Source organism: Vibrio sp. LaRot3 (genome assembly GCF_027587025.1).
Classification (GTDB): Bacteria; Pseudomonadota; Gammaproteobacteria; order Enterobacterales; family Vibrionaceae; genus Vibrio.
On sequence record NZ_JAPPTI010000015.1, the window covers coordinates 42755 to 63900 of the forward strand.

Consider the following 21146-nt stretch of genomic DNA (forward strand, 5'->3'; position numbering starts at 1 on the left):
ATGAACTGGCTACAACGTCGTTATTGGCACTACAAACTTAAAGGCTCGCCCTATCAGCCCTATTTCGGCAAGCTCAATAAAAATGAGTATGTTTCGTTGGATTGCGAGACCACCAGCTTAGACCCCAATCGCGCTGAGTTAGTCACCATCGCGGCAACCAAAATTATTGGTAATCGAATCATCACCAGTGAACCGTTTGAAGTGCGCCTTCGGGCACCGCAATCACTCGACTCTGGTTCGGTGCGCATCCATAAAATTCGCCACAAAGACCTCGAAGATGGCATAGATGAGAAACAAGCCCTAATTCGGCTGCTCGAGTTTATTGGTAATCGCCCGCTAGTGGGTTATCACATTCGCTATGATAAGAAGATTCTCGATATTGCTTGCCGTAAACAACTTGGTTTTCCTTTGCCTAGCCCGCTGATTGAAGTGAGCCAGATCTACCATGACAAATTAGAGCAGCACCTACCCAATGCCTATTTCGACTTAAGTTTAGATGCCATCTGCAAACACCTCGATTTACCGCTACAAGATAAGCACGATGCCTTACAAGACGCGATTTCTGCGGCATTAGTGTTTGTTCGCTTAACCAAGGGCGATCTGCCAAGTCTCAACTTTCCTTATCAGCGATAGCCTCGTTTGTGAGGCATCTCGCTCAATTTAAACCCACACTCAGTTAGCGAAGTTAACCCTCTCATCCTAAAGTCTAATTGTAGAAACAGGCGCTGTGATTGACAGTTATAGCATTGCATATCATCAAGCTATGTTCGCGACGCTGCCGCAAGTCTTGATGACTAGGATGTCTTCCATCGATGAGAAGACAACTGAATTCAAAGGAGAGAAGCAATGAGTGAAGCCCACGTTTATCCGGTAAAAGAAAATATTAAAGCCACCACACACGCGGATAATGACACCTACTTAGCCATGTACCAACAGTCTGTGACTGACCCTGAAGGTTTCTGGGCAGAGCATGGCAAAATCGTTGATTGGATTAAGCCATTCACTCAAGTTAAAAGCACATCGTTTGATACTGGCCATGTCGATATTCGCTGGTTTGAAGATGGTACGCTGAACGTATCGGCTAACTGTATTGACCGTCACCTTGCTGAGCGTGGTGATGATGTTGCCATCATCTGGGAAGGTGACGATCCGGCTGATGATAAAACCCTAACCTTTAATGAGCTGCACAAAGAAGTGTGTCTGTTTGCCAACGCCCTAAAAGAGCAAGGCGTTCGCAAAGGTGATGTTGTGTGTCTCTACATGCCAATGGTGCCAGAGGCTGCTGTAGCCATGTTGGCTTGTACTCGTATCGGTACAGTACACACTGTCGTCTTTGGTGGTTTCTCTCCCGAAGCACTTTCTGGTCGTATTATCGACTCTGACGCTAAAGTCGTGATCACGGCTGATGAAGGTGTGCGTGGCGGTCGAGCTGTACCGCTGAAAAAGAACGTTGATGAAGCACTGACTAACCCAGAAGTAAAAACCGTCTCTAAAGTGCTAGTACTCAAACGTACTGGTGGCGATATTGATTGGCATGAACATCGCGACGTTTGGTGGCACGAGGCAACAGCAAACGTATCTGCTGATTGCCCGCCAGAAGAAATGAAAGCCGAAGATCCACTGTTCATTCTTTACACCTCAGGCTCAACAGGCAAACCCAAAGGCGTACTTCACACCACAGGCGGCTATTTGGTTTATGCGACCATGACGTTCAAATACGTCTTCGACTACCAAGAAGGCGAAACCTTCTGGTGTACTGCGGATGTGGGTTGGATTACTGGCCATACCTACTTAATTTATGGCCCACTTGCCAACGGCGCTAAGACAATTCTGTTTGAAGGTGTACCAAACTACCCAAGCACTGCACGTATGAGTGAAGTCGTCGATAAGCACAACGTCAACATTCTCTACACTGCCCCGACAGCGATTCGCGCCCTAATGGCGAAAGGTAATGAAGCCGTAGAAGGAACTAGCCGCTCTAGCCTAAGAGTTATGGGTTCAGTGGGTGAGCCAATCAACCCAGAAGCTTGGGAGTGGTACTACAAAACCATTGGTAACGAAGCCTCGCCAATTGTCGATACTTGGTGGCAAACTGAAACTGGCGGTATTCTTATTGCTCCTCTACCGGGCGCAACTGACTTGAAACCGGGCTCGGCCACTCGTCCATTCTTCGGCGTACAACCTGCGCTGGTTGATAACATGGGCAACATTATCGAAGAAACTGCGGCCGAAGGTAATCTGGTTATTCTTGATTCATGGCCGGGGCAGATGCGCACCGTTTATGGTGACCATGAACGCTTTGAACAAACCTACTTCTCAACCTTTAAAGGCATGTACTTCACCAGTGATGGCGCTCGTCGCGATGAGGATGGGTACTACTGGATCACTGGCCGCGTCGATGACGTACTCAACGTATCGGGCCACCGAATGGGGACAGCTGAGATCGAATCAGCGTTAGTCGCACACGATAAAATTGCCGAAGCCGCGATTGTTGGTATCCCGCACGACATCAAAGGCCAAGCCATTTACGCTTATGTCACACTGAATGATGGAGAGTTCCCAACGGCTGAGCTGCATAAAGAAGTTAAAGACTGGGTGCGCAAAGAGATTGGCCCAATTGCGACACCGGATGTGCTGCACTGGACAGACTCTCTACCGAAAACTCGTTCCGGTAAGATCATGCGCCGTATTCTGCGTAAGATCGCCACAGGTGATACCAGTAACTTAGGCGATACCTCAACCCTTGCCGATCCGAGCGTAGTAGAGAAGCTGATCGCAGAAAAAGCCGAATTAGCTTAATACATCCCAAATATCCAAAGCCGTCACATCGTGGCGGCTTTTTTTCGTGTTTCCGTTCCGCTCTAGATCACTAACTCTCCCTTCAAGCGGCAAAATTCTGTTATCTCGGTTACACTTTAAGTATGCCAATATGGGTGATTAGACCAGTAAATTGCTGCTAATTGCTCTGAATTAGCTATAATCTGGGACGATTTTTAAAAAATCGCACAGTTTTATTACAAAAAACGTGCTGATTTATCGTATATTTGGGAACATGTTTGTTCTACTCACGATAAAGGAAGATAGCAACATAATGTCAGCAAAGTCTCGAATTCTAGTCCTAAATGGCCCGAATCTAAACTTATTGGGGTTACGAGAGCCAGCACATTATGGCTCACAAACGCTCGATGACATCATCGCAATATTAACTGCGCAAGCGCAGCAAGCGGGTGTTGAGTTAGAGCATCTTCAGTCGAATCGTGAATATGAGTTAATTGAAGCGATCCATGCCGCCTATGGCAACGTGGATTTCATCATTATTAACCCAGCAGCATTTACCCATACGAGCGTGGCACTGCGCGATGCCTTATTGGGAGTCGATATCCCATTTATCGAAGTGCATCTATCCAACGTTCACGCACGAGAACCCTTCCGTCACCACTCGTACCTGTCAGACAAAGCACAGGGCGTTATTTGTGGTTTAGGCGCGCAAGGCTATGAATTTGCTCTGTCTGCTGCCATTACAAAATTGCAGGCAAAGTAACCTAACACTCTACAACCGCACTGGTTGTCTTACTCACAAGTTAAAGAGAAAGAAAAGATGGATATCCGTAAAATCAAGAAACTGATCGAATTAGTTGAAGAATCTGGCATTGCTGAGCTAGAGATCTCTGAAGGTGAAGAATCGGTACGCATCAGCCGTCACGGCGCAGCGGCACCTGTAGCGGCTCCAGTTCAATACGCAGCAGCACCTGCTCCAGTTGCAGCACCAGTAGCTGCTCCTGCGGCGGCACCTGCAGTTGAAGCAGAAGCGGCACCAGCTGTACCTGCTGGTCACCAAGTTCTTTCTCCAATGGTTGGTACTTTCTACCGCTCTCCAAGCCCAGATTCGAAATCATTCGTTGAAGTAGGTCAAAGCGTAAATGCTGGCGACACACTATGTATCGTTGAAGCAATGAAAATGATGAACCAAATCGAAGCAGACAAATCTGGTGTTGTAACTGCAATCCTAGTTGAAGACGGCCAACCTGTTGAATTCGACCAACCACTTGTTGTTATCGAGTAACTTGAGGCCCAGCTATGCTAGATAAATTAGTCATCGCGAACCGAGGTGAAATTGCACTTCGTATCCTTCGCGCATGTAAAGAGCTAGGTATCAAAACTGTAGCGGTACACTCTACCGCTGACCGCGACCTTAAACACGTACTGCTTGCAGACGAGACAGTGTGTATTGGTCCTGCGCGTGGTATTGATAGCTACCTAAACATTCCTCGCATCATCTCAGCGGCAGAAGTAACAGGCGCAGTGGCAATCCACCCTGGTTACGGCTTCCTATCTGAGAATGCTGACTTCGCTGAGCAAGTTGAGCGCAGCGGCTTCATCTTCGTTGGCCCTAAAGCAGATACTATCCGCATGATGGGTGACAAAGTTTCTGCAATCACGGCAATGAAGAAAGCTGGCGTACCTTGTGTACCGGGTTCTGATGGCCCGCTAGATGATGACGAGCAGAAAAACAAAGCACACGCAAAACGCATTGGCTACCCAGTAATCATCAAAGCATCTGGTGGTGGCGGCGGTCGTGGTATGCGTGTTGTTCGAAGCGAAGCTGAGCTTGTAGAAGCAATCGCTATGACTCGTGCAGAAGCAAAAGCTGCCTTCAACAACGACATGGTTTACATGGAAAAATTCCTAGAAAACCCACGTCACGTTGAAGTTCAAGTGATTGCTGATGGCCAAGGCGGTGCAATCCACCTAGGTGAGCGTGACTGTTCAATGCAGCGTCGCCACCAAAAAGTAGTGGAAGAAGCTCCAGCACCAGGTATCACTGAAGAGATGCGTAAGTACATCGGTGAACGTTGTACTCGTGCATGTATCGAGATTGGTTACCGCGGCGCAGGTACGTTCGAATTCCTATACGAAAACGGCGAATTCTACTTCATCGAAATGAACACTCGTATTCAGGTAGAGCACCCAGTAACAGAAATGGTAACGGGCGTAGACCTTATTAAAGAACAGCTACGTGTAGCTGCAGGTCAACCTCTGTCATTTACTCAAGATGATATCAAGATCCGCGGCCATGCGATTGAGTGTCGTATCAACGCGGAAGATCCTGAGCGCTTCCTACCTTCTCCGGGTAAGATCGAACGTTTCCATGCTCCTGGCGGTATGGGCGTACGTTGGGAATCGCACATCTACACTGGTTACACAGTGCCACCTCACTACGATTCAATGATCGGTAAACTGATCACTTTCGGTGAGAACCGCGACGTAGCCATTGCACGTATGAAAAACGCATTAGGCGAAATGATCGTTGAAGGCATCAAAACTAACGTGCCGCTACAAGAGTCGATCATGAACGATGAAAACTTCCAACATGGTGGAGCAAACATCCACTACCTAGAGAAGAAACTTGGTCTGCAATAAGCCGATTTCATCGAATGAAGATTAAGAAAATGCTCACCTTGGTGAGCATTTTTTTTATCAATCAAACCATCATTGTTGCGGGTGAACGATTTCACTGCGATCTAACAATAGATTCTCTTTAGCCACCAAAATACCGTTAGTCGTAGTCACGATAAACTCACCACTTTCTCCTAAGGTCACCGACTGCATGTAATCATCAAACTGCTTGCCTGAGCCTATATAACGTTGGAATTGAACTTGCCCTGAATGCCAATCAACCCCAGCCATGTAGTAATGGAAGGTACCATATTGATCACTGGCCTCTAGTTTATTCCCTTCGCGAATTGGGTAAGTGTAAATTAAGCCAGTTTGCGTAGATAACACCGGAACCGCAGTATGTTTAACCGAGGTATCCTCCCAATCTTTTACGCAGCGCTGCTCAGCAGGCACCGACATGTCATCAGTCAGTACCGTTACTTTCGCTAAGCCATTAAAAGTCTGAAGTGGGCTTGCACCTTTGACATAATTACCTGTATTGGCAATCACCACGCTATCTTGATAACCAATCATCGAATCTTCTGCACCACCTCTGCCTTTAGGGAATACCGCTACGGAGCAAATTTCTTCACCTGTAGTACGGTTGTATATGTTGACGTGCAATTGATCTTTACCGTTATCCGCAACAGTAAGGTAGTTGTCATTGCGGCCAAATAACGTCGGCGTTGTGCCTGATGTCTTCGCTAGCACGCCTTTACCAGAGTTGTCATAAGGTGTTGACCATGCGACTTTCAAAGTGCCGTCTTGTTCAACCACCAGCTTATTCATATACCCAACATCTGGCTGCTCAGCAGTACCACCCGTGACAACATAAACACCGGTTGGATCCATCGCTGTCTGATTTTGGAGTTGCTCGCCAAAATCATGATAGCCCGTACGATTGGTGCTTGGATCGTAATAGCCGACTTCTCCTGTGCCTAAGGTGAACCAATAACGCCCTTGGTAATCCTGAACGCCATCATTGAGATAGCTTGCTCCGGGCTCATAGTCTGGCATCACGGCAAAGATCCCACTGAGATCCACCACCTCCTCTTCTACCCAGCTATAAAGCCCTTGAGGATCTTTCTCTAAGCGAATATGTCGAATCGTATGATCCGTATTCGCAGTGACTACGCGGTTTTGGGCATCCATATGGGCATAACCGCCACCAGAAGCATCTCCTCCACCAAGGTTTTGCTTACGCGGCAACTCCAATGACGCTTTTATCGCTAATGTATGCTTGTCGAAAAGATGCAAGTAAGTCGCGGTATAAGGGGGCTCTCTGTAGCCATACAAACATACTGACGCAATGTCTCCTTCCGCTGTAAACATAACCGTTGGGCAAGCAGACACCATGTCACTCAATTTATGGCTGGTCAGTTCTAATTTCCCTCTACCAATTGGTCCCGGATAGTTAGATACATCAGAATTATAGTTATCAAAATGTAAACCATTTTTCAGTGTCGAAAGGTATTGGTTATCTTGGGGAAGCTGGTGAAATTCGAGTGAACTCGGATTGACAGGCTGACCATAATAGCTCTGTAATCCAGCTTGTTCGGCACGAGTATGAGTAGACTCTAAAGGTGGCACATCGAAGCATCCGGTCAATAAAACCGAGGCCGATGCAGTGAATAATAGTTTTAAGTTCATAGTACATCCATCTTGAAAATGAACTGGCGTTCCATCATCCAGTTCTTCCATTTCATGGTAGAGAGTCGTACATAATTGAACCAACATCACAACACAGATTTATTGTGCAACAGATCGCATTTGTTAATGAGTTGTAATGCAAAATTATTCCAAACCCAAGCATCTTATAAACCACGCGCGACGTGAATTTATTTTATAAACAAACCCACATGGATGTTAGGGACTTAATCCCATGTATCTCTCGCAATACTCTCAAGCACTTTATTGATAAAACACCTACGCGTAATACGGCTATCTTCTCACCAAAGATCTGCTACACTCACCGCCAATCACACTTTCAACCCAAATAAGAGCTCATACTCATGCCTTGGATTCAAATTAAACTCAACGCGACGAACCAAAACGCAGAACAAATCGGCGATATGCTAATGGAAGAAACGGGCGCACTGTCGGTCACTTTCCTAGATGCAAAAGACAACCCGGTATTTGAACCTCTGCCAGGTGAAACTCGCTTATGGGGTGATACCGATATCCTAGCGCTGTATGACGCAGAATCTGACACCAACTGGGTGGTTGAGCAAATCAAAGCAAGTAACATGCTCGCTGAAGGTTTTGCTTACAAAGTAGAACAACTTGAAGACAAGGACTGGGAACGCGAATGGATGGATAACTTCCACCCAATGAAATTTGGCGAACGTCTTTGGATTTGCCCAAGCTGGCGCGATGTGCCGGATCCAGAAGCGGTAAACGTAATGCTAGACCCTGGCCTTGCATTTGGTACGGGGACGCACCCAACCACCGCTCTATGTCTTGAGTGGCTAGAAAGTATCGACCTAACAGGCAAAACAGTCATCGACTTTGGTTGTGGCTCAGGCATCTTAGCCATTGCCGCCATCAAACTAGGCGCAGAAAAAGTCGTGGGTATTGATATTGACCCGCAAGCGCTTGTCGCTTCAAAAGAGAATGCACAGCGCAATGGCGTGGCTGATCAACTTGAAGCTTACCTACCAGAAAACCAACCTGAAGGTCTCATTGCAGACGTGGTTGTTGCCAATATTCTTGCTGCACCACTGCGTGAGCTATCACCTATCATCAAGGGGCTCATCAAGCCAAACGGCCAACTTGCGATGTCGGGTGTTTTGGATACTCAAGCTGAAGATGTAGCCACCTATTATCGTGACGAGCTTCACATTGATCCTATCGCATCACAAACAGAGTGGTGTCGAATCTCCGGTCGCAAGCAAGGCTAGGCAAGGATTTCGAGCATAATTGTTTGAATTTTATGCGAATTAGCAAAACAATTTGTAAATGCTCAAATATTAGTCTTTTCACACAGTAAAAAAATGCGTAAAATGCGCGCCCTTGCTGGTACAGAACTGTGAAGACGTTTTGAAAATAGGAAATCATCAACTTAAGAATAATCTCATCGTGGCCCCGATGGCCGGTGTCACCGATAGACCATTTCGAGAGTTGTGTCTCCGCTATGGCGCGGGAATGGCTGTCAGTGAAATGATGTCCGCAAACCCGAAGCTATGGAATACGTCTAAATCAAAACAACGCATGGTACACGAAGGTGAATCGGGCATTCGCTCAGTACAGATTGCGGGTTCTGATCCTCAGCTTATGGCCGAGGCAGCTCAATTCAGTGTTGAAAACGGTGCGCAAATCATCGACATCAACATGGGTTGCCCAGCCAAAAAAGTGAATAAGAAGCTAGCCGGCTCTGCACTGCTTAAGTTTCCAGAAATTATCGAAGATATTCTGAAAGCGGTAGTCAATGCAGTGGATGTCCCTGTGACATTGAAAACCCGTACTGGCTGGGATGCAGACAATAGAAACTGTGTCCAAATCGCTAAATTAGCCGAAGACTGCGGCATTCAAGCGTTAGCGCTCCATGGGCGAACTAGAGCTTGTATGTACAAAGGAGAGGCCGAATACGACAACATTAAAGCGGTAAAACAAGCCATCTCTATTCCGGTTATCGCAAACGGTGATATCGATAGCCCAGAGAAGGCCAAATTTGTACTGGAATATACCGGTGCAGACGCTTTGATGATTGGACGCCCTGCCCAAGGTCGTCCGTGGATTTTCCAAGAAATCCAACACTATTTGGAAAACGGCACTGCTATGCCTGATCTTCCTGTGCAGGAAGTGAAAGACATAATGCTGGCTCATGTTGTTGCTCTACATGAATTCTATGGAGAGTACTTAGGCCCTCGCATCGCTCGTAAGCATGTGGGTTGGTACCTAAAAGAGCATGAACAAGCAAATGAGTTTCGCCGTACCTTCAACGCTATCGATGCAGCACCGCTGCAACTTGAAGCGCTCGAAGGTTATTTTGATAACGTTGCACCATAATTACGAGAAGAGCTAGACCGAATATGTTCGAACAAAATCTGACTTCAGAAGCATTAACAGTAACAACAGTAACTTCACAAGATCAAATCACGCAAAAACCACTACGTGATTCTGTTAAAGCGTCTCTTAAAAACTACTTGGCACAACTAAACGGCCAAGAAGTTACAGAACTATACGAATTAGTTCTAGCTGAAGTTGAACAGCCACTACTAGACACCATCATGCAGTACACTCGCGGTAACCAAACTCGCGCAGCAACTATGATGGGTATCAACCGCGGTACTCTTCGTAAGAAACTAAAAAAATACGGCATGAACTAATCAGCCTTATTTGAGTTCCAAAAAAACGCGCTTGTTTCAAGCGCGTTTTTTTATGCCTTCTATCTGTCGTAGCGCCGCCTGACAACAGCATTTGCCAGTTGCTCTTCCACTTAATTCGCCCTCCCTCTTAATTAACCCTACGATTTGTAGCACTTTTTTTATGACTCACATCAATGTTTGTAGCACATTATCGATCAAGAATGATTATCGTTTTCATTAACCAAACGGAGAAGAAAGATGATGAAAGCTGCAGTAGTTAGTGAATTTAAAGGCCCACTGGTCATTAAAGACATTCCGCTACCCAACGTAAAAGCGCGTGATGTATTGGTAAAAATCCACGCGTGTGGTGTTTGCCATACCGATTTACATGCCTGTCATGGAGATTGGCCTGTAAAACCAAAGATGCCACTTGTACCGGGCCATGAAGGCGTCGGTGAGATTGTTGAAGTTGGCAGTGAGATCCACCACCTCAAAGTGGGTGACCGTGTCGGCGTGCCTTGGTTATACAGTGCATGTGGTCATTGTGATTACTGCCTAGAAGGTCAAGAGACCTTGTGCCTAGACCAACACAACGCGGGTTACTCTGTCGATGGTGGTTACGCAGAATACTGCCTAGCTAATGGCGAGTATGCGATTAAGATTCCAGATGGCTTAAGCTACGTCGACGCTGCACCGCTATTTTGTGCCGGTGTCACCACTTATAAAGCGCTCAAGGTCACTGGTGTCAAACCCGGTCAATGGGTTGCGATTGTCGGTGCAGGCGGCCTCGGTCACTTAGCCATTCAATACGCAGTGGCGATGGGTATGAACGTAATCGCGGTAGATACGGGTGAAGATAAACTCGCGCTTGCCAAAGAGCTAGGCGCACAGCACTGTATCGACTTTATGAAACAAAGCCCATCAGAAAGCATTCGTGAGATCACCTCAGGTGGTGTTCATGGCGTTGTATGTACAGCGGTTTCTAAACCTGCTTTCCAAGAAGCTTACGCCTCTGTTCGTCGTGGCGGCGCATGCGTACTGGTTGGCCTTCCACCTGAAGAAATGCCTATTCCTATTTTCGACACCGTCTTAAATGGCGTTAAGGTGATTGGTTCGATTGTCGGTACACGTAAAGACCTACAAGAATGCCTACAGTTTGCCGCTGAAGGCAAAGTGAAAGCCATAACAGAAGTAAAACAACTCGAAGATATCAACGATATTTTCGCTGATATGGAAAAAGGTGAAATCACAGGCCGTATTGTGATGGAAATGGCGTAACGTTAGTCGTGAGCAAGGCCAGAGATTGGCCTTGCTCTATCACCAGTACTTTACCTCATGACTAGCATGATGTTCTAAAGACAAACCAACCGTTAGATATAAACCTAATCTCATAACTAAGTATATTTGTTAAAGCATTTGAAATTAAGTCAATAAAAATAATTAGTTATTATGTGAAGTAACATAATTGCCATATTCATCTGATTAGATAAAATGACTGTTTCGTTGTTCGTACAGGATGCAGTTCATGATGACTAAAAGTCGCGAGGAGTGGTTAGATTTTCTACTCAACGCTCTGCCAGATCATGTCTTCCTGCTAAGCGAGCATGGCCACTATGTAGATAGCTTTGGTGGCAACTACCATTCAGATTCATTCGATGCCAAAAGCTATATTGGCCTACATCTCAGCGACGTTTTCTCCACCAGCAAAGCCCAAGAACTACAACGCCATATCGATAAAGTTATCGAAAGCCAAGAAACTCAAGTCGTTCGTTATAGCGTGAAGCTGCATGATCATGTTTTGCTCCCAATTGAAGAGATTCAGCAGCTAGAGCACCCGGAAGAGAGTTGGTTCGAAGCCATCATCAAATACGTAGACTCTAGCTCTTTAAAGCCACAGGTGATGTGGTCTGTGCGTAATGTCACCAAAGCGCACTTGTTAGAAAAAGAACTGAAAAAGCTCTCTGAGACCGATGAATTAACTGGGGTATTGAACCGACGTGCGTTTATTAACGATCTAGAGCGTGACTTCAATACAAACAGCCAATGTGGTCATAACCTTGCGTGCTTGATGGTTGATATCGACCACTTCAAAGAAATTAATGATCTCGTCGGCCACTTATCAGGCGACGCAGTGATCGCTCAAGTCGCTCAGATATGTAAAGGGTTGATTCGCGGCTCAGACTACATTGGTCGTCTAGGTGGAGAAGAGTTCGGTATCGTGCTAAACAATACCAACGCAATCCAAGCGTATGACATTGCTGAACGTATTCGCCAATCCATCACCGATACCCCTTGTCATGTCGATGGGCATTCAATCCATCCTACGGTTAGCATTGGTGTTGCTGAGCTAAACAGTGATGTCAGTTCCGTGAAGTCTTTACTGGTTGAAGCGGACAAAGCCATGTACTACTCAAAACGCACTGGCCGAGATCAAGTGACAATTTATCACAGCAATCTTCCTGATCTTAAAATTCAGTCACCGACTAAAGCGCGCATTCTTCGAGCAAGTTAATGTTCATCGCAACATGAGCCATGGTGGACTTCTTCACTGGCTAATGCCCCCAAGATTGAACAATGGCTAGCATCATCATCCACATCACCACAACACGCATCATTAATTTTCTTAAGCGCCACTTTAATTCTGGTCAATTCAGCAATTTTAGCGTCAATCACCTTTAACTTAGCGGAAGTGATGGCCTTAACTTCAGCACAACTATGCTCTGTCGCCTCTAATTTGATCTCTAGTAGCTCTTTGATTTCTTCTAAACTCAACCCTAAATCTTTCGCTTTAAGGATAAAAGCCACCTGCTTTTGATTTTCTTCACTATATAAACGATAGCCAGATTCACTCCTACCAGCGGGCTTAATTAAGGTGTTCTTCTCATAAAAACGCAGTGTATCTGTCGTCACACCACAACGTTTTGCCAGTTCGCCTATCTGAAACATAACTTTCCTTATTAACTATCTCGTTACTTTTAAAGCCAAAGATGGCCTTTTTCACAATTATTTTTGAGATGCCAAACGATTGCGCGAGCTTTTTTGTAATAAATTAGTTAGAATGTGCGCCATCAAATTCAGAGCTTACTTTATGCTCAAGAGTTCGAGTAAAGGTCTTTACCAAAACTGGCCAATATTCTACTTCAATATGTAGAAACAAGTTCATTTTTGGCAAACATCTTTTAATTCGTGAATTTGAGGAAAACAGAAGCATGAATAACGCTCGTCCAATTCGCCGCGCGCTTATCAGCGTATCAGACAAAACAGGTATTGTTGAGTTTGCTCAAGCACTCGCTGATCGTGGTGTCGACATCTTGTCTACCGGCGGTACGGCTCGCCTACTCGCAGAGCAAGGTATCTCAGTAACGGAAGTTTCAGATTACACTGGTTTCCCAGAAATGATGGATGGCCGTGTTAAAACGCTTCACCCAAAAGTTCACGGTGGTGTGCTAGGTCGTCGTGGTCAAGATGACGACGTAATGGAAAAGCATGGCATCAACCCAATCGATATGGTTGTGGTTAATCTATACCCATTCGCAGAAACCGTTGCTAAAGAAGGCTGTACTCTTGCTGATGCTGTTGAGAACATCGACATCGGCGGCCCTACAATGGTTCGCTCTGCGGCAAAAAACCACAAAGATGTGACTATCGTTGTTAACGCACACGACTACAAGCGCGTTATCGCTGAAATGGACGCAAATGAGAAATCTCTGACTCTAGAGACTCGCTTCGACCTAGCTATTGCAGCATTTGAGCACACAGCATCTTACGACGGCATGATCGCTAACTACTTCGGCACTATGGTTCCATCTTACGGTGAGAACAAAGAAGGTGACGAAGAGTCTAAATTCCCACGTACTTTCAATCAGCAATTCGAGAAGAAGCAAGACATGCGTTACGGTGAGAATAGCCACCAAGCAGCTGCATTCTACGTTGAAGCAAACCCTGAAGAAGCATCGGTTTCGACGGCTCGCCAAATTCAAGGTAAAGCGCTTTCTTACAACAACATCGCTGACACAGACGCAGCTCTTGAATGTGTGAAAGAATTCGACGAGCCAGCGTGTGTCATCGTTAAGCACGCGAACCCATGTGGTGTTGCACTAGGTAAAGACATCCTAGAAGCATACGACCGCGCATTCAAAACAGACCCAACCTCAGCATTCGGTGGCATCATCGCGTTCAACCGTGAACTAGATGCTGCAACAGCAACGGCGATCACTGAGCGTCAATTCGTTGAAGTTATCATTGCCCCTTCTGTATCTGCTGAAGCAGTAGAAATCGTTGCGGCTAAGAAGAACCTTCGCTTACTTGAGTGTGGCGAGTGGACAACGAAGACTACGGGTTTTGACGTGAAGCGCGTTAACGGTGGCCTACTAGTTCAAGACCGTGACCAAGGCATGGTGTCTGAAGATGACCTTAAAGTGGTTTCTAAACGTCAACCAACAGCAGAAGAGCTGAAAGATGCCCTATTCTGCTGGAAAGTAGCGAAGTACGTGAAATCAAATGCGATTGTTTACTCGAAAGGTGACATGACTATCGGTGTGGGCGCAGGCCAAATGAGCCGTGTTTACTCTGCGAAGATTGCAGGCATCAAAGCGGCAGACGAAGGTCTACAGGTTGAAGGTTGTGTAATGGCATCGGATGCATTCTTCCCATTCCGCGATGGCATCGACGCAGCAGCAGAAGCTGGCATCAAGTGCGTTATCCAACCTGGTGGCTCTATGCGTGATGACGAAGTTATCGCAGCGGCAGACGAGCATGGCATGGCGATGATCTTTACAGGCATGCGTCACTTCCGCCACTAATTCTCTTGTCATCATTGGGGCGGTAACTGCGTTGACTACGCTCCCACTGATTTAAAGAGACCTCGAATAGTTGAATAGCGTGAGCACCAACTACTTTGAGCAAAACTTATTTAATTTAGCTAATTTGAAATACTCTTAATTTTCATTTTAAAGCAAAGCCATATTGATAAAGTCAAGGAGAGCTCGCGGAGTTTATAACTATAAATGAGCAAGCTCGACACAGAGATTAGCAATATGGCGAAGCTATCAAAGGATAAATAAAATGAATGTACTTATTATTGGTGCCGGCGGTCGTGAGCACGCACTAGGCTGGAAAGCAGCACAAAACCCAAACGTAGAGACAGTATTCGTTGCACCAGGTAACGCAGGTACAGCGCTTGAGCCAAAGCTTGAGAACGTAAACATTGGCGTTGAAGCCATTTCTGAACTGGTTGCTTTCGCTCAAGAGAAGAAAATTGAACTGACAATTGTTGGTCCTGAAGCACCATTGGTTATCGGCGTCGTTGACGCATTCCGTGAAGCTGGCCTACCGATCTTTGGCCCAACTGAAGCGGCAGCTCAACTAGAAGGCTCTAAAGCATTCACTAAAGACTTCCTTGCTCGTCACGACATCCCAACGGGTGCATACGCTAACTTCACTGAAATCGAACCAGCATTGGCTTACGTTCGCGAACAAGGCGCACCGATTGTTGTTAAGGCTGATGGTCTAGCAGCAGGTAAAGGTGTCATTGTAGCGATGACGCTACAAGAAGCTGAAGACGCAATCAAAGACATGCTAGCAGGTAACGCATTTGGCGAAGCTGGTAGCCGCGTGGTTATCGAAGAGTTCCTTGATGGCGAAGAAGCAAGCTTCATCGTGATGGTTGACGGTAAGAACGTTCTACCAATGGCAACCAGCCAAGATCACAAGCGTGTAGGCGATAAAGATACGGGCCCTAACACTGGCGGTATGGGTGCTTATTCACCAGCACCGGTTGTTACTCAAGAAATCCATGACCGTATCATGAATGAAGTGATCTACCCTACGGTAGAAGGTATGGCTGCTGAAGGTCATCCTTACACTGGCTTCCTATACGCTGGCCTAATGATTGATAAAGATGGCACACCTAAGGTAATTGAATACAACTGCCGCTTTGGTGATCCTGAAACACAGCCAATTATGATGCGAATGGAATCTGATCTTGTAGAACTTTGCTTAACAGCCATTGAAGGCAAGTTAGATCAAGCAGAATCAAAATGGGATCCACGCGCTTCTATCGGTATCGTGTTAGCTGCTGGCGGTTACCCTGCGGCCTACGACAAAGGCGATGTCATCTCTGGTTTGCCGACTACCGAAGTGGAAGGTGAAAAAGTGTTCCACGCAGGTACAGCGAATAACGCTGCTGGTGACGTGACCACAAACGGCGGCCGCGTATTGTGTGCAACAGCTCTAGGCAACAGCGTTTCAGAAGCTCAGCAACGCGCTTACAAGCTTGCAAAACAAATTAGCTGGAATGGTATGTTCCACCGCAATGACATTGGTTACCGTGCGATTGAGCGCGAAAACAACGCAGAATAATAACTCTGCGAACCAAACAAAATAAGGCGCTCATGAGAGCGCCTTATTGTTATCATTTCAATACGATTTAGTCTTCAAGCAACTGTGGACGTTCAATGCATTCCTGATCGTCGTCAGCAAGCATCAACAAGTCATCGACCACGACTCGGTTCACTCGACCACTGCCAACAAAAGTCAGATAGTTATCAATACCTTCAAGACGTGATACCACAAAGCTCGGCAACGTTTGGTTAAACTCAATATCTGAATAACTGCGACCATTGCAGGTTTCAAACGTAGAGCCATCCCAGTAGCCCTGCATCAACTCTAAACCCGCTTTATCCTGCTGCTTAGTTTTTCTAGCCACAGCTTCCGCTTCTTGAATGAGCTGTTCAAGCTTCGCTGATTTAAGGGGCAGCACTTTACCGTCGATTCGGAACTGCTGATAAACCGCTTCGCCATCTTGATTAAAGCGAACATGAATGCTGTAAGGAACGAGTCCTTGATCATCTTTAAGTTGCTCGCCCTCACGCTTTAGTTCTCTTACGCTGCCGCTTTCCCAACGGTAATTACTCTTGTACCAACCGTAATCACCAACCGTTACGTAATCTGCGGCTTTAATCGGTAGGGTAAGACGCTCTGTGTACCAATACATACTGGTCGCATCGCCCATACTCTGACCACCAGAATACTGAGACAGTTGTTCTAAAGACAAATCGGTTGAGCTGGAAGAACAGCCAAGAAGAAAAGAAGTAATGAGTGAAGGTAGAAGGAATTTTTTCATAGGAGATTTAAGTATGCACCGAAGCCTAAAGCAGCCTCGGTGCATTCTATATTATTTCACTGATTCTTTTAGTGCTTTACCAGCTACGAATGCAGGAACGTTAGCAGCAGCGATTTGAATCTCTGCGCCAGTTTTAGGGTTACGGCCAGTACGTGCAGCACGGTGGTTCACTTTGAATGTACCAAAACCAATTAGTTGAACTTGGTCACCCTCTTTAAGTGCGCCAGTTACGCCTTCAAGAGTAGCTTCAAGAGCAGCTTTAGCTTGCGCTTTAGATAGGTCTGCTTTCTCTGCGATAAAGTCGATTAATTGGGTCTTGTTCATTAGGTTTCCCTTCTCATGTGTTATCGAATTCAACTCACTCTAAAACATAAATGCCCCATCTGGCAAAGGTTTGTAGCGATTCTTTGGCTTCAATGCCGTACTTTTAACCACAATATGAGTAATAACTCACAATTTGTTACTTTGTGAGTCATAATGAATACTTGTTTTTCAACCAATTTAACCTTATTTATAAATCGCTAGAGCTACGTGAAGCCTGATATTACGGGGCTTAAGCGAATACAAAATACTCACACCAATAATGCCCAGGCATAGCGAAACACCAATTTTATTCATCAATAGAATGTGTATGCGCAGCAAAGTTAGGTCGTGGTGACTACTTTATAGGAACAACATGTTACTGCTTTCAATATACGTCTCTGTCGCGATTGGCGTGTCATTTATCTGTTCAGTTCTTGAAGCTGTACTTTTAAGTATTACTCCAAGTTACTTGGCTCAAATGCGCCAACAAGGCCATCCTGCCGCAGATAAACTGTCAGCATTAAAGCAAGATATCGACCGACCACTTGCTTCGATCCTGACCTTAAACACCATTGCCCATACTATTGGTGCTGCGACAGCCGGTGCACAAGCTGCGGTCGTCTTTGGTAGTGAGTGGCTAGGTGTATTCTCTGGCGTACTGACCTTAGGCATTCTTGTACTGTCTGAGATCGTACCTAAAACCATTGGTGCCACATACTGGCGTCAACTCGCGCCAGCAGCGGCAAATGTGCTACGTTGGATGGTATGGGCACTCACCCCATTTGTTTGGTTCTCAGAGCAAATCACGAAACGTCTAGCACGAGGCCATGAAGCGCCTAAGATGCGCGATGAACTTTCGGCGATGGCTATTCTTGCAAAAGAAAGTGGTGAGTTTGCTGAAGGCGAATCGAAGATCTTAAGCAACCTACTTGGCATTCAAGATGTGCCCGTTACTCAGGTGATGACACCTCGCCCAGTGGTTTTCCGTGTCGATGCAGAAATGACTATCAAGGAGTTCTTAGCTGAACACCGTGATACGCCTTTCTCTCGTCCATTGGTGTACAGCCAATCTAACGATAACATCATTGGTTTCGTGCACCGTTTAGAGCTATTTAAACTGCAACAATCAGGCTGTGGTGATAAACAGTTAGGTGCCGTAATGCGCCCTGTACACGTAATACTTAACACCATGTCACTACCAAAAGCGTTTGACCAAATGCTATCAAAGCGTCTTCAGCTTTCTATGGTGGTTGATGAATACGGCACTGTTCAAGGTCTATTAACTCTTGAAGATATCTTTGAACACCTCATTGGAGAGGAGATTGTCGATGAAGCGGATCGCGCAACAGACATGCAAGAGCTCGCGTTTGAACGTTGGGAAAAATGGAAAGAGCGCCATGGCGTAATTGAAAGCCGTGATGACGACGAAGAGCTAGAACAACCAGACACTAACTCTAAAGAGAACAAGTAGTTTCAGCCATCAAGTAAAAAGGGAGCCTCGGCTCCCTTTTCAATTCTATTTATAAAGCAACACCGATGTTACTTACACCTTCTTCTTTCAGCTCAGCACGCAAATCTTTAATCAATTCGATATCGCGCTCTTGAGCATCTTTTAATGGTCTAAAGATAGCCCACTGAACATCCCACTCACCACAAACTGCTTCATTTTCTTTTTGATTGCTGTTTGTAATTTCTTCGCCAGTCTGCGCTTCTTCAAGTTGTACTACGGTCATGACCGATTGCTGGCTGACTTCCAACATACGATCCAACAGATCATCACGATCAAGCAGGCCATGCAACAGAGTCGATAGCGATACACAGGCGTCAATCGCTGGGTAAACTCCGTAAAAATCAAAATCTTCTGAGGTCGGAATGATCTCTTCTAGTTTCTCTAGCTGGCGCTCAAAGTTAACCTTAGCGGTTTTAACCGTGAGTTGCTCCCAGATTGAATCGAGGATGTCACGATAAATTCGTGGTTCAGCAAACTTGGTACTTTCGCAAAACATTGCATAATTAGGGTACATACGTTCACACAGACAAGCCATAAAGGTAATCTGTTTCCAAGGTTCTAACTTCTCAAGACGAAGTTGGAGCGGATTCTGTAGCATAGGGACTCGTTAGTTGCAGAAAAATACAGCGGAAGTGTACTTGATAACCAGAACGGAAAAAAGGAAAGCTGATGAACAATTTCACCCATAAGCTCTACATTCTTACCGAGAATGATGACAAGTACCTTCAACTCTTTAAAGAGCTTAGTCTGCCAAATATAGAAATCACAACTAATAAAGCTCACGCGACGATATTATTAGCTTCTCCACCCAAAGCCGCTCAGCAAATCGATGAGTTTGACAGTTTGGAGTGGTTTCAATCCGTCTATGCAGGTGTAGATGCCATTGTGCCAAAGTTACTCGATAAAGACGTTTACCTGACCAATGTGAAAGGTATCTTTGGCCAACAAATAGCGGAATATGTATTGGGTTATCTACTACAGCACTATCGCGACTTTAACCAATACGCAGCAGACCAAACACAACACGCTTGGCAACCTCAGCCTTACAAATCGATTCAAGACCAAGTCATGGTAATACTTGGTACTGGCTCTATTGGTAAACATCTCGCTAAAGTCGCGAAAGCTTTTGGTATTAGAACCATAGGTGTCAATCGAAGTGGTATTCCAGCCATGAACTCGCCGTTCGACGATACCTATCATGTACAAGAGCTCGACAACGCACTTATCCGTGCCCATATTGTCGTCAATACCTTACCGAGCACCCCTGAGACTTATCACCTGCTAAATCAAGACACACTAAACAAATGCCATGACGTACTGCTATTTAACGTAGGTAGAGGAAGTGTGTTGTGTGAGAAAAGTTTACTCAATGCCTTAGAGCATGACTCCTTAGAACATAGTGCAGTGCAGCATGCGTTTCTTGATGTATTTGAACAAGAGCCGCTATCAAGCGAACACCCCTTCTGGGAACATCCGCAGGTAACGCTAACGCCACATGTTTCAGCACTAAGCCAACCCGAGGCCGTCATAGAGATCTTTGCCGAAAACTACCAGCGCTTAACAGATGGCTTTCATTTGCTACACGAAGTGGATTTAGAGAAAGGCTATTAATGCTAGAGCAGTTATTACAACAAGTTAGGGAATGTAAGAGGTGTGAGACTGAATTGCCGCTAGGTGCAAACCCTATAATTCAAGCAAGTGAACAAGCTAAGCTACTGATCATTGGCCAAGCGCCAGGAACTCGAGTACACCAAACATCGATACCTTGGAATGATCCTAGCGGCGATAGGCTGCGAAAGTGGCTACAACTCTTCCCAGAGCAGTTCTATGACCCTAAGCAAATAGCAATAATGCCAATGGGTCTTTGTTACCCGGGCAAAGGCAGCAGCGGCGATTTACCGCCCAGAAAAGAATGCGCGCCATTATGGCATCAAAAACCACTAGACCACCTACCCAATGTCGGTATGACACTGCTAATTGGTCAGTACGCCCAGAATCATTATTTAGATGATAAACCTAAGACACTTACAGAAACCGTCCGCCAGTGGCAACGATGGGCACCTCAATACCTTCCTCTACCCCATCCTTCTCCACGAAATACACTGTGGTTAAAGAAAAACCCTTGGTTTGAAGAAGAAGTCATCGCCTATATACGCCAATACGTCCATCAGCACTTAAATAGTTAACCCAATACAACCGCTATAGATATAACAAAGCCCTGCTAAGACTAGCAGGGCTTTGTTATGAATAAGCACCGAAACGATCTAGAAAGCAAAACCTCTGACCAATTCTGTTTGCTTAAAAACGACAAAACCCAGTCCGAAGACTGGTTTTCTAAATAAGTGGCAGGTCGGCTGGGCTGGCATTCCATTGGACTCGCGCCCGATCGGGACTCATTTGCTCGTAGAGCAAACTAGTACAATGCAAACGAAAAAGCCCTAGCATTTCTGCTAGGGCTTTGTCTTAA

The 21146-nt window shown here is 45.7% G+C and carries 20 protein-coding genes; 15 read left to right on the plus strand and 5 right to left on the minus strand.

Annotated features, from left to right (window positions below; genetic code table 11):
- The 5 genes from OH461_RS18505 to accC all read left to right on the plus strand — a co-directional run bounded on the left by OH461_RS18505 (position 1) and on the right by accC (position 5421).
- Positions 1 to 633 (plus strand): 3'-5' exonuclease, encoded by a 633-nt coding sequence (locus tag OH461_RS18505; protein WP_270022027.1) that lies wholly within the window; start codon positions 1 to 3, stop codon positions 631 to 633.
- Between the two features lie 213 nt (positions 634 to 846).
- The gene (gene acs / locus OH461_RS18510; protein WP_270022028.1) at positions 847 to 2799 is read left to right on the plus strand and encodes an acetate--CoA ligase; all 1953 of its coding nucleotides are present in this window, start codon (positions 847 to 849) and stop codon (positions 2797 to 2799) included.
- Between the two features lie 292 nt (positions 2800 to 3091).
- On the plus strand, positions 3092 to 3541 hold the full coding sequence (gene aroQ / locus OH461_RS18515) for a type II 3-dehydroquinate dehydratase (protein ID WP_270022029.1): 450 nt from the start codon (positions 3092 to 3094) through the stop codon (positions 3539 to 3541).
- 57 nt (positions 3542 to 3598) lie between these two features.
- Positions 3599 to 4063 carry an acetyl-CoA carboxylase biotin carboxyl carrier protein gene (gene accB / locus OH461_RS18520; protein ID WP_270022030.1) on the plus strand — a complete coding sequence of 155 codons (465 nt, stop codon included), beginning with the start codon at positions 3599 to 3601 and terminating at the stop codon, positions 4061 to 4063.
- Between the two features lie 14 nt (positions 4064 to 4077).
- Positions 4078 to 5421 (plus strand): acetyl-CoA carboxylase biotin carboxylase subunit, encoded by a 1344-nt coding sequence (gene accC, locus OH461_RS18525; RefSeq protein WP_270022031.1) that lies wholly within the window; start codon positions 4078 to 4080, stop codon positions 5419 to 5421.
- Between the two features lie 69 nt (positions 5422 to 5490).
- Here the strand turns inward: accC and OH461_RS18530 are convergent, their stop codons facing one another.
- Positions 5491 to 7086 carry a hypothetical protein gene (locus OH461_RS18530; protein WP_270022032.1) on the minus strand — a complete coding sequence of 532 codons (1596 nt, stop codon included), beginning with the start codon at positions 7084 to 7086 and terminating at the stop codon, positions 5491 to 5493.
- 362 nt (positions 7087 to 7448) lie between these two features.
- Between OH461_RS18530 and prmA the strand changes: the two genes are divergently transcribed.
- The 5 genes from prmA (at position 7449) to OH461_RS18555 (ending at position 12255) form a co-directional block, all read left to right on the plus strand.
- Entirely contained in the window at positions 7449 to 8336 is an 888-nt protein-coding gene (gene prmA / locus OH461_RS18535) for a 50S ribosomal protein L11 methyltransferase (protein ID WP_270022033.1), read from the plus strand.
- Between the two features lie 139 nt (positions 8337 to 8475).
- Complete coding sequence (gene dusB / locus OH461_RS18540; protein ID WP_270022034.1) at positions 8476 to 9444, plus strand: tRNA dihydrouridine synthase DusB; 969 nt, start codon at positions 8476 to 8478, stop codon at positions 9442 to 9444.
- A 23-nt stretch (positions 9445 to 9467) separates the two neighbouring features.
- Positions 9468 to 9764 carry a DNA-binding transcriptional regulator Fis gene (gene fis / locus OH461_RS18545; RefSeq protein WP_000462885.1) on the plus strand — a complete coding sequence of 99 codons (297 nt, stop codon included), beginning with the start codon at positions 9468 to 9470 and terminating at the stop codon, positions 9762 to 9764.
- Positions 9765 to 10004: 240 nt separating this feature from the next.
- Complete coding sequence (gene adhP, locus OH461_RS18550; protein WP_270022045.1) at positions 10005 to 11021, plus strand: alcohol dehydrogenase AdhP; 1017 nt, start codon at positions 10005 to 10007, stop codon at positions 11019 to 11021.
- Between the two features lie 247 nt (positions 11022 to 11268).
- A complete protein-coding gene (locus tag OH461_RS18555) occupies positions 11269 to 12255 on the plus strand; it encodes a sensor domain-containing diguanylate cyclase (protein ID WP_270022035.1) in 987 nt (328 codons plus the stop codon).
- Here OH461_RS18555 and zntR read toward each other — a convergent pair.
- Positions 12252 to 12689 carry a Zn(2+)-responsive transcriptional regulator gene (gene zntR / locus OH461_RS18560; RefSeq protein WP_270022036.1) on the minus strand — a complete coding sequence of 146 codons (438 nt, stop codon included), beginning with the start codon at positions 12687 to 12689 and terminating at the stop codon, positions 12252 to 12254. The genes OH461_RS18555 and zntR overlap by 4 nt on opposite strands.
- 263 nt (positions 12690 to 12952) lie before the next feature.
- On the opposite strand from zntR, the gene purH reads away from it, so the two are divergent.
- Positions 12953 to 14545: a bifunctional phosphoribosylaminoimidazolecarboxamide formyltransferase/IMP cyclohydrolase gene (purH, locus tag OH461_RS18565; protein ID WP_270022037.1), complete on the plus strand. Its 1593-nt coding sequence runs from the start codon at positions 12953 to 12955 to the stop codon at positions 14543 to 14545.
- 262 nt (positions 14546 to 14807) lie between these two features.
- Positions 14808 to 16103 (plus strand): phosphoribosylamine--glycine ligase, encoded by a 1296-nt coding sequence (gene purD, locus OH461_RS18570; RefSeq protein WP_270022038.1) that lies wholly within the window; start codon positions 14808 to 14810, stop codon positions 16101 to 16103.
- Positions 16104 to 16170: 67 nt separating this feature from the next.
- On the opposite strand, the gene OH461_RS18575 is transcribed toward purD, so the two are convergent.
- Both OH461_RS18575 and hupA read right to left on the minus strand, forming a co-directional pair.
- Positions 16171 to 16866: a DUF1481 domain-containing protein gene (locus tag OH461_RS18575; protein WP_270022039.1), complete on the minus strand. Its 696-nt coding sequence runs from the start codon at positions 16864 to 16866 to the stop codon at positions 16171 to 16173.
- Between the two features lie 51 nt (positions 16867 to 16917).
- Positions 16918 to 17190, minus strand: a complete 273-nt coding sequence (gene hupA, locus OH461_RS18580; protein ID WP_260261232.1) for a nucleoid-associated protein HU-alpha — start codon at positions 17188 to 17190, stop codon at positions 16918 to 16920.
- A gap of 352 nt (positions 17191 to 17542) precedes the next feature.
- Here hupA and OH461_RS18585 point away from each other — a divergent pair, with 352 nt between their 5' ends.
- Entirely contained in the window at positions 17543 to 18640 is a 1098-nt protein-coding gene (locus tag OH461_RS18585; protein WP_270022040.1) for a CNNM domain-containing protein, read from the plus strand.
- A gap of 49 nt (positions 18641 to 18689) precedes the next feature.
- On the opposite strand, the gene OH461_RS18590 is transcribed toward OH461_RS18585, so the two are convergent.
- Complete coding sequence (locus OH461_RS18590; protein ID WP_270022041.1) at positions 18690 to 19277, minus strand: YjaG family protein; 588 nt, start codon at positions 19275 to 19277, stop codon at positions 18690 to 18692.
- Positions 19278 to 19348: 71 nt separating this feature from the next.
- On the opposite strand from OH461_RS18590, the gene OH461_RS18595 reads away from it, so the two are divergent.
- Both OH461_RS18595 and OH461_RS18600 read left to right on the plus strand, forming a co-directional pair.
- Complete coding sequence (locus OH461_RS18595) at positions 19349 to 20290, plus strand: D-2-hydroxyacid dehydrogenase (RefSeq protein ID WP_270022042.1); 942 nt, start codon at positions 19349 to 19351, stop codon at positions 20288 to 20290.
- A complete protein-coding gene (locus OH461_RS18600) occupies positions 20290 to 20865 on the plus strand; it encodes a uracil-DNA glycosylase family protein (RefSeq protein WP_270022043.1) in 576 nt (191 codons plus the stop codon). Before OH461_RS18595 ends, OH461_RS18600 begins: the two co-directional genes overlap by 1 nt.
- Positions 20866 to 21146: the final 281 nt, after the last annotated feature.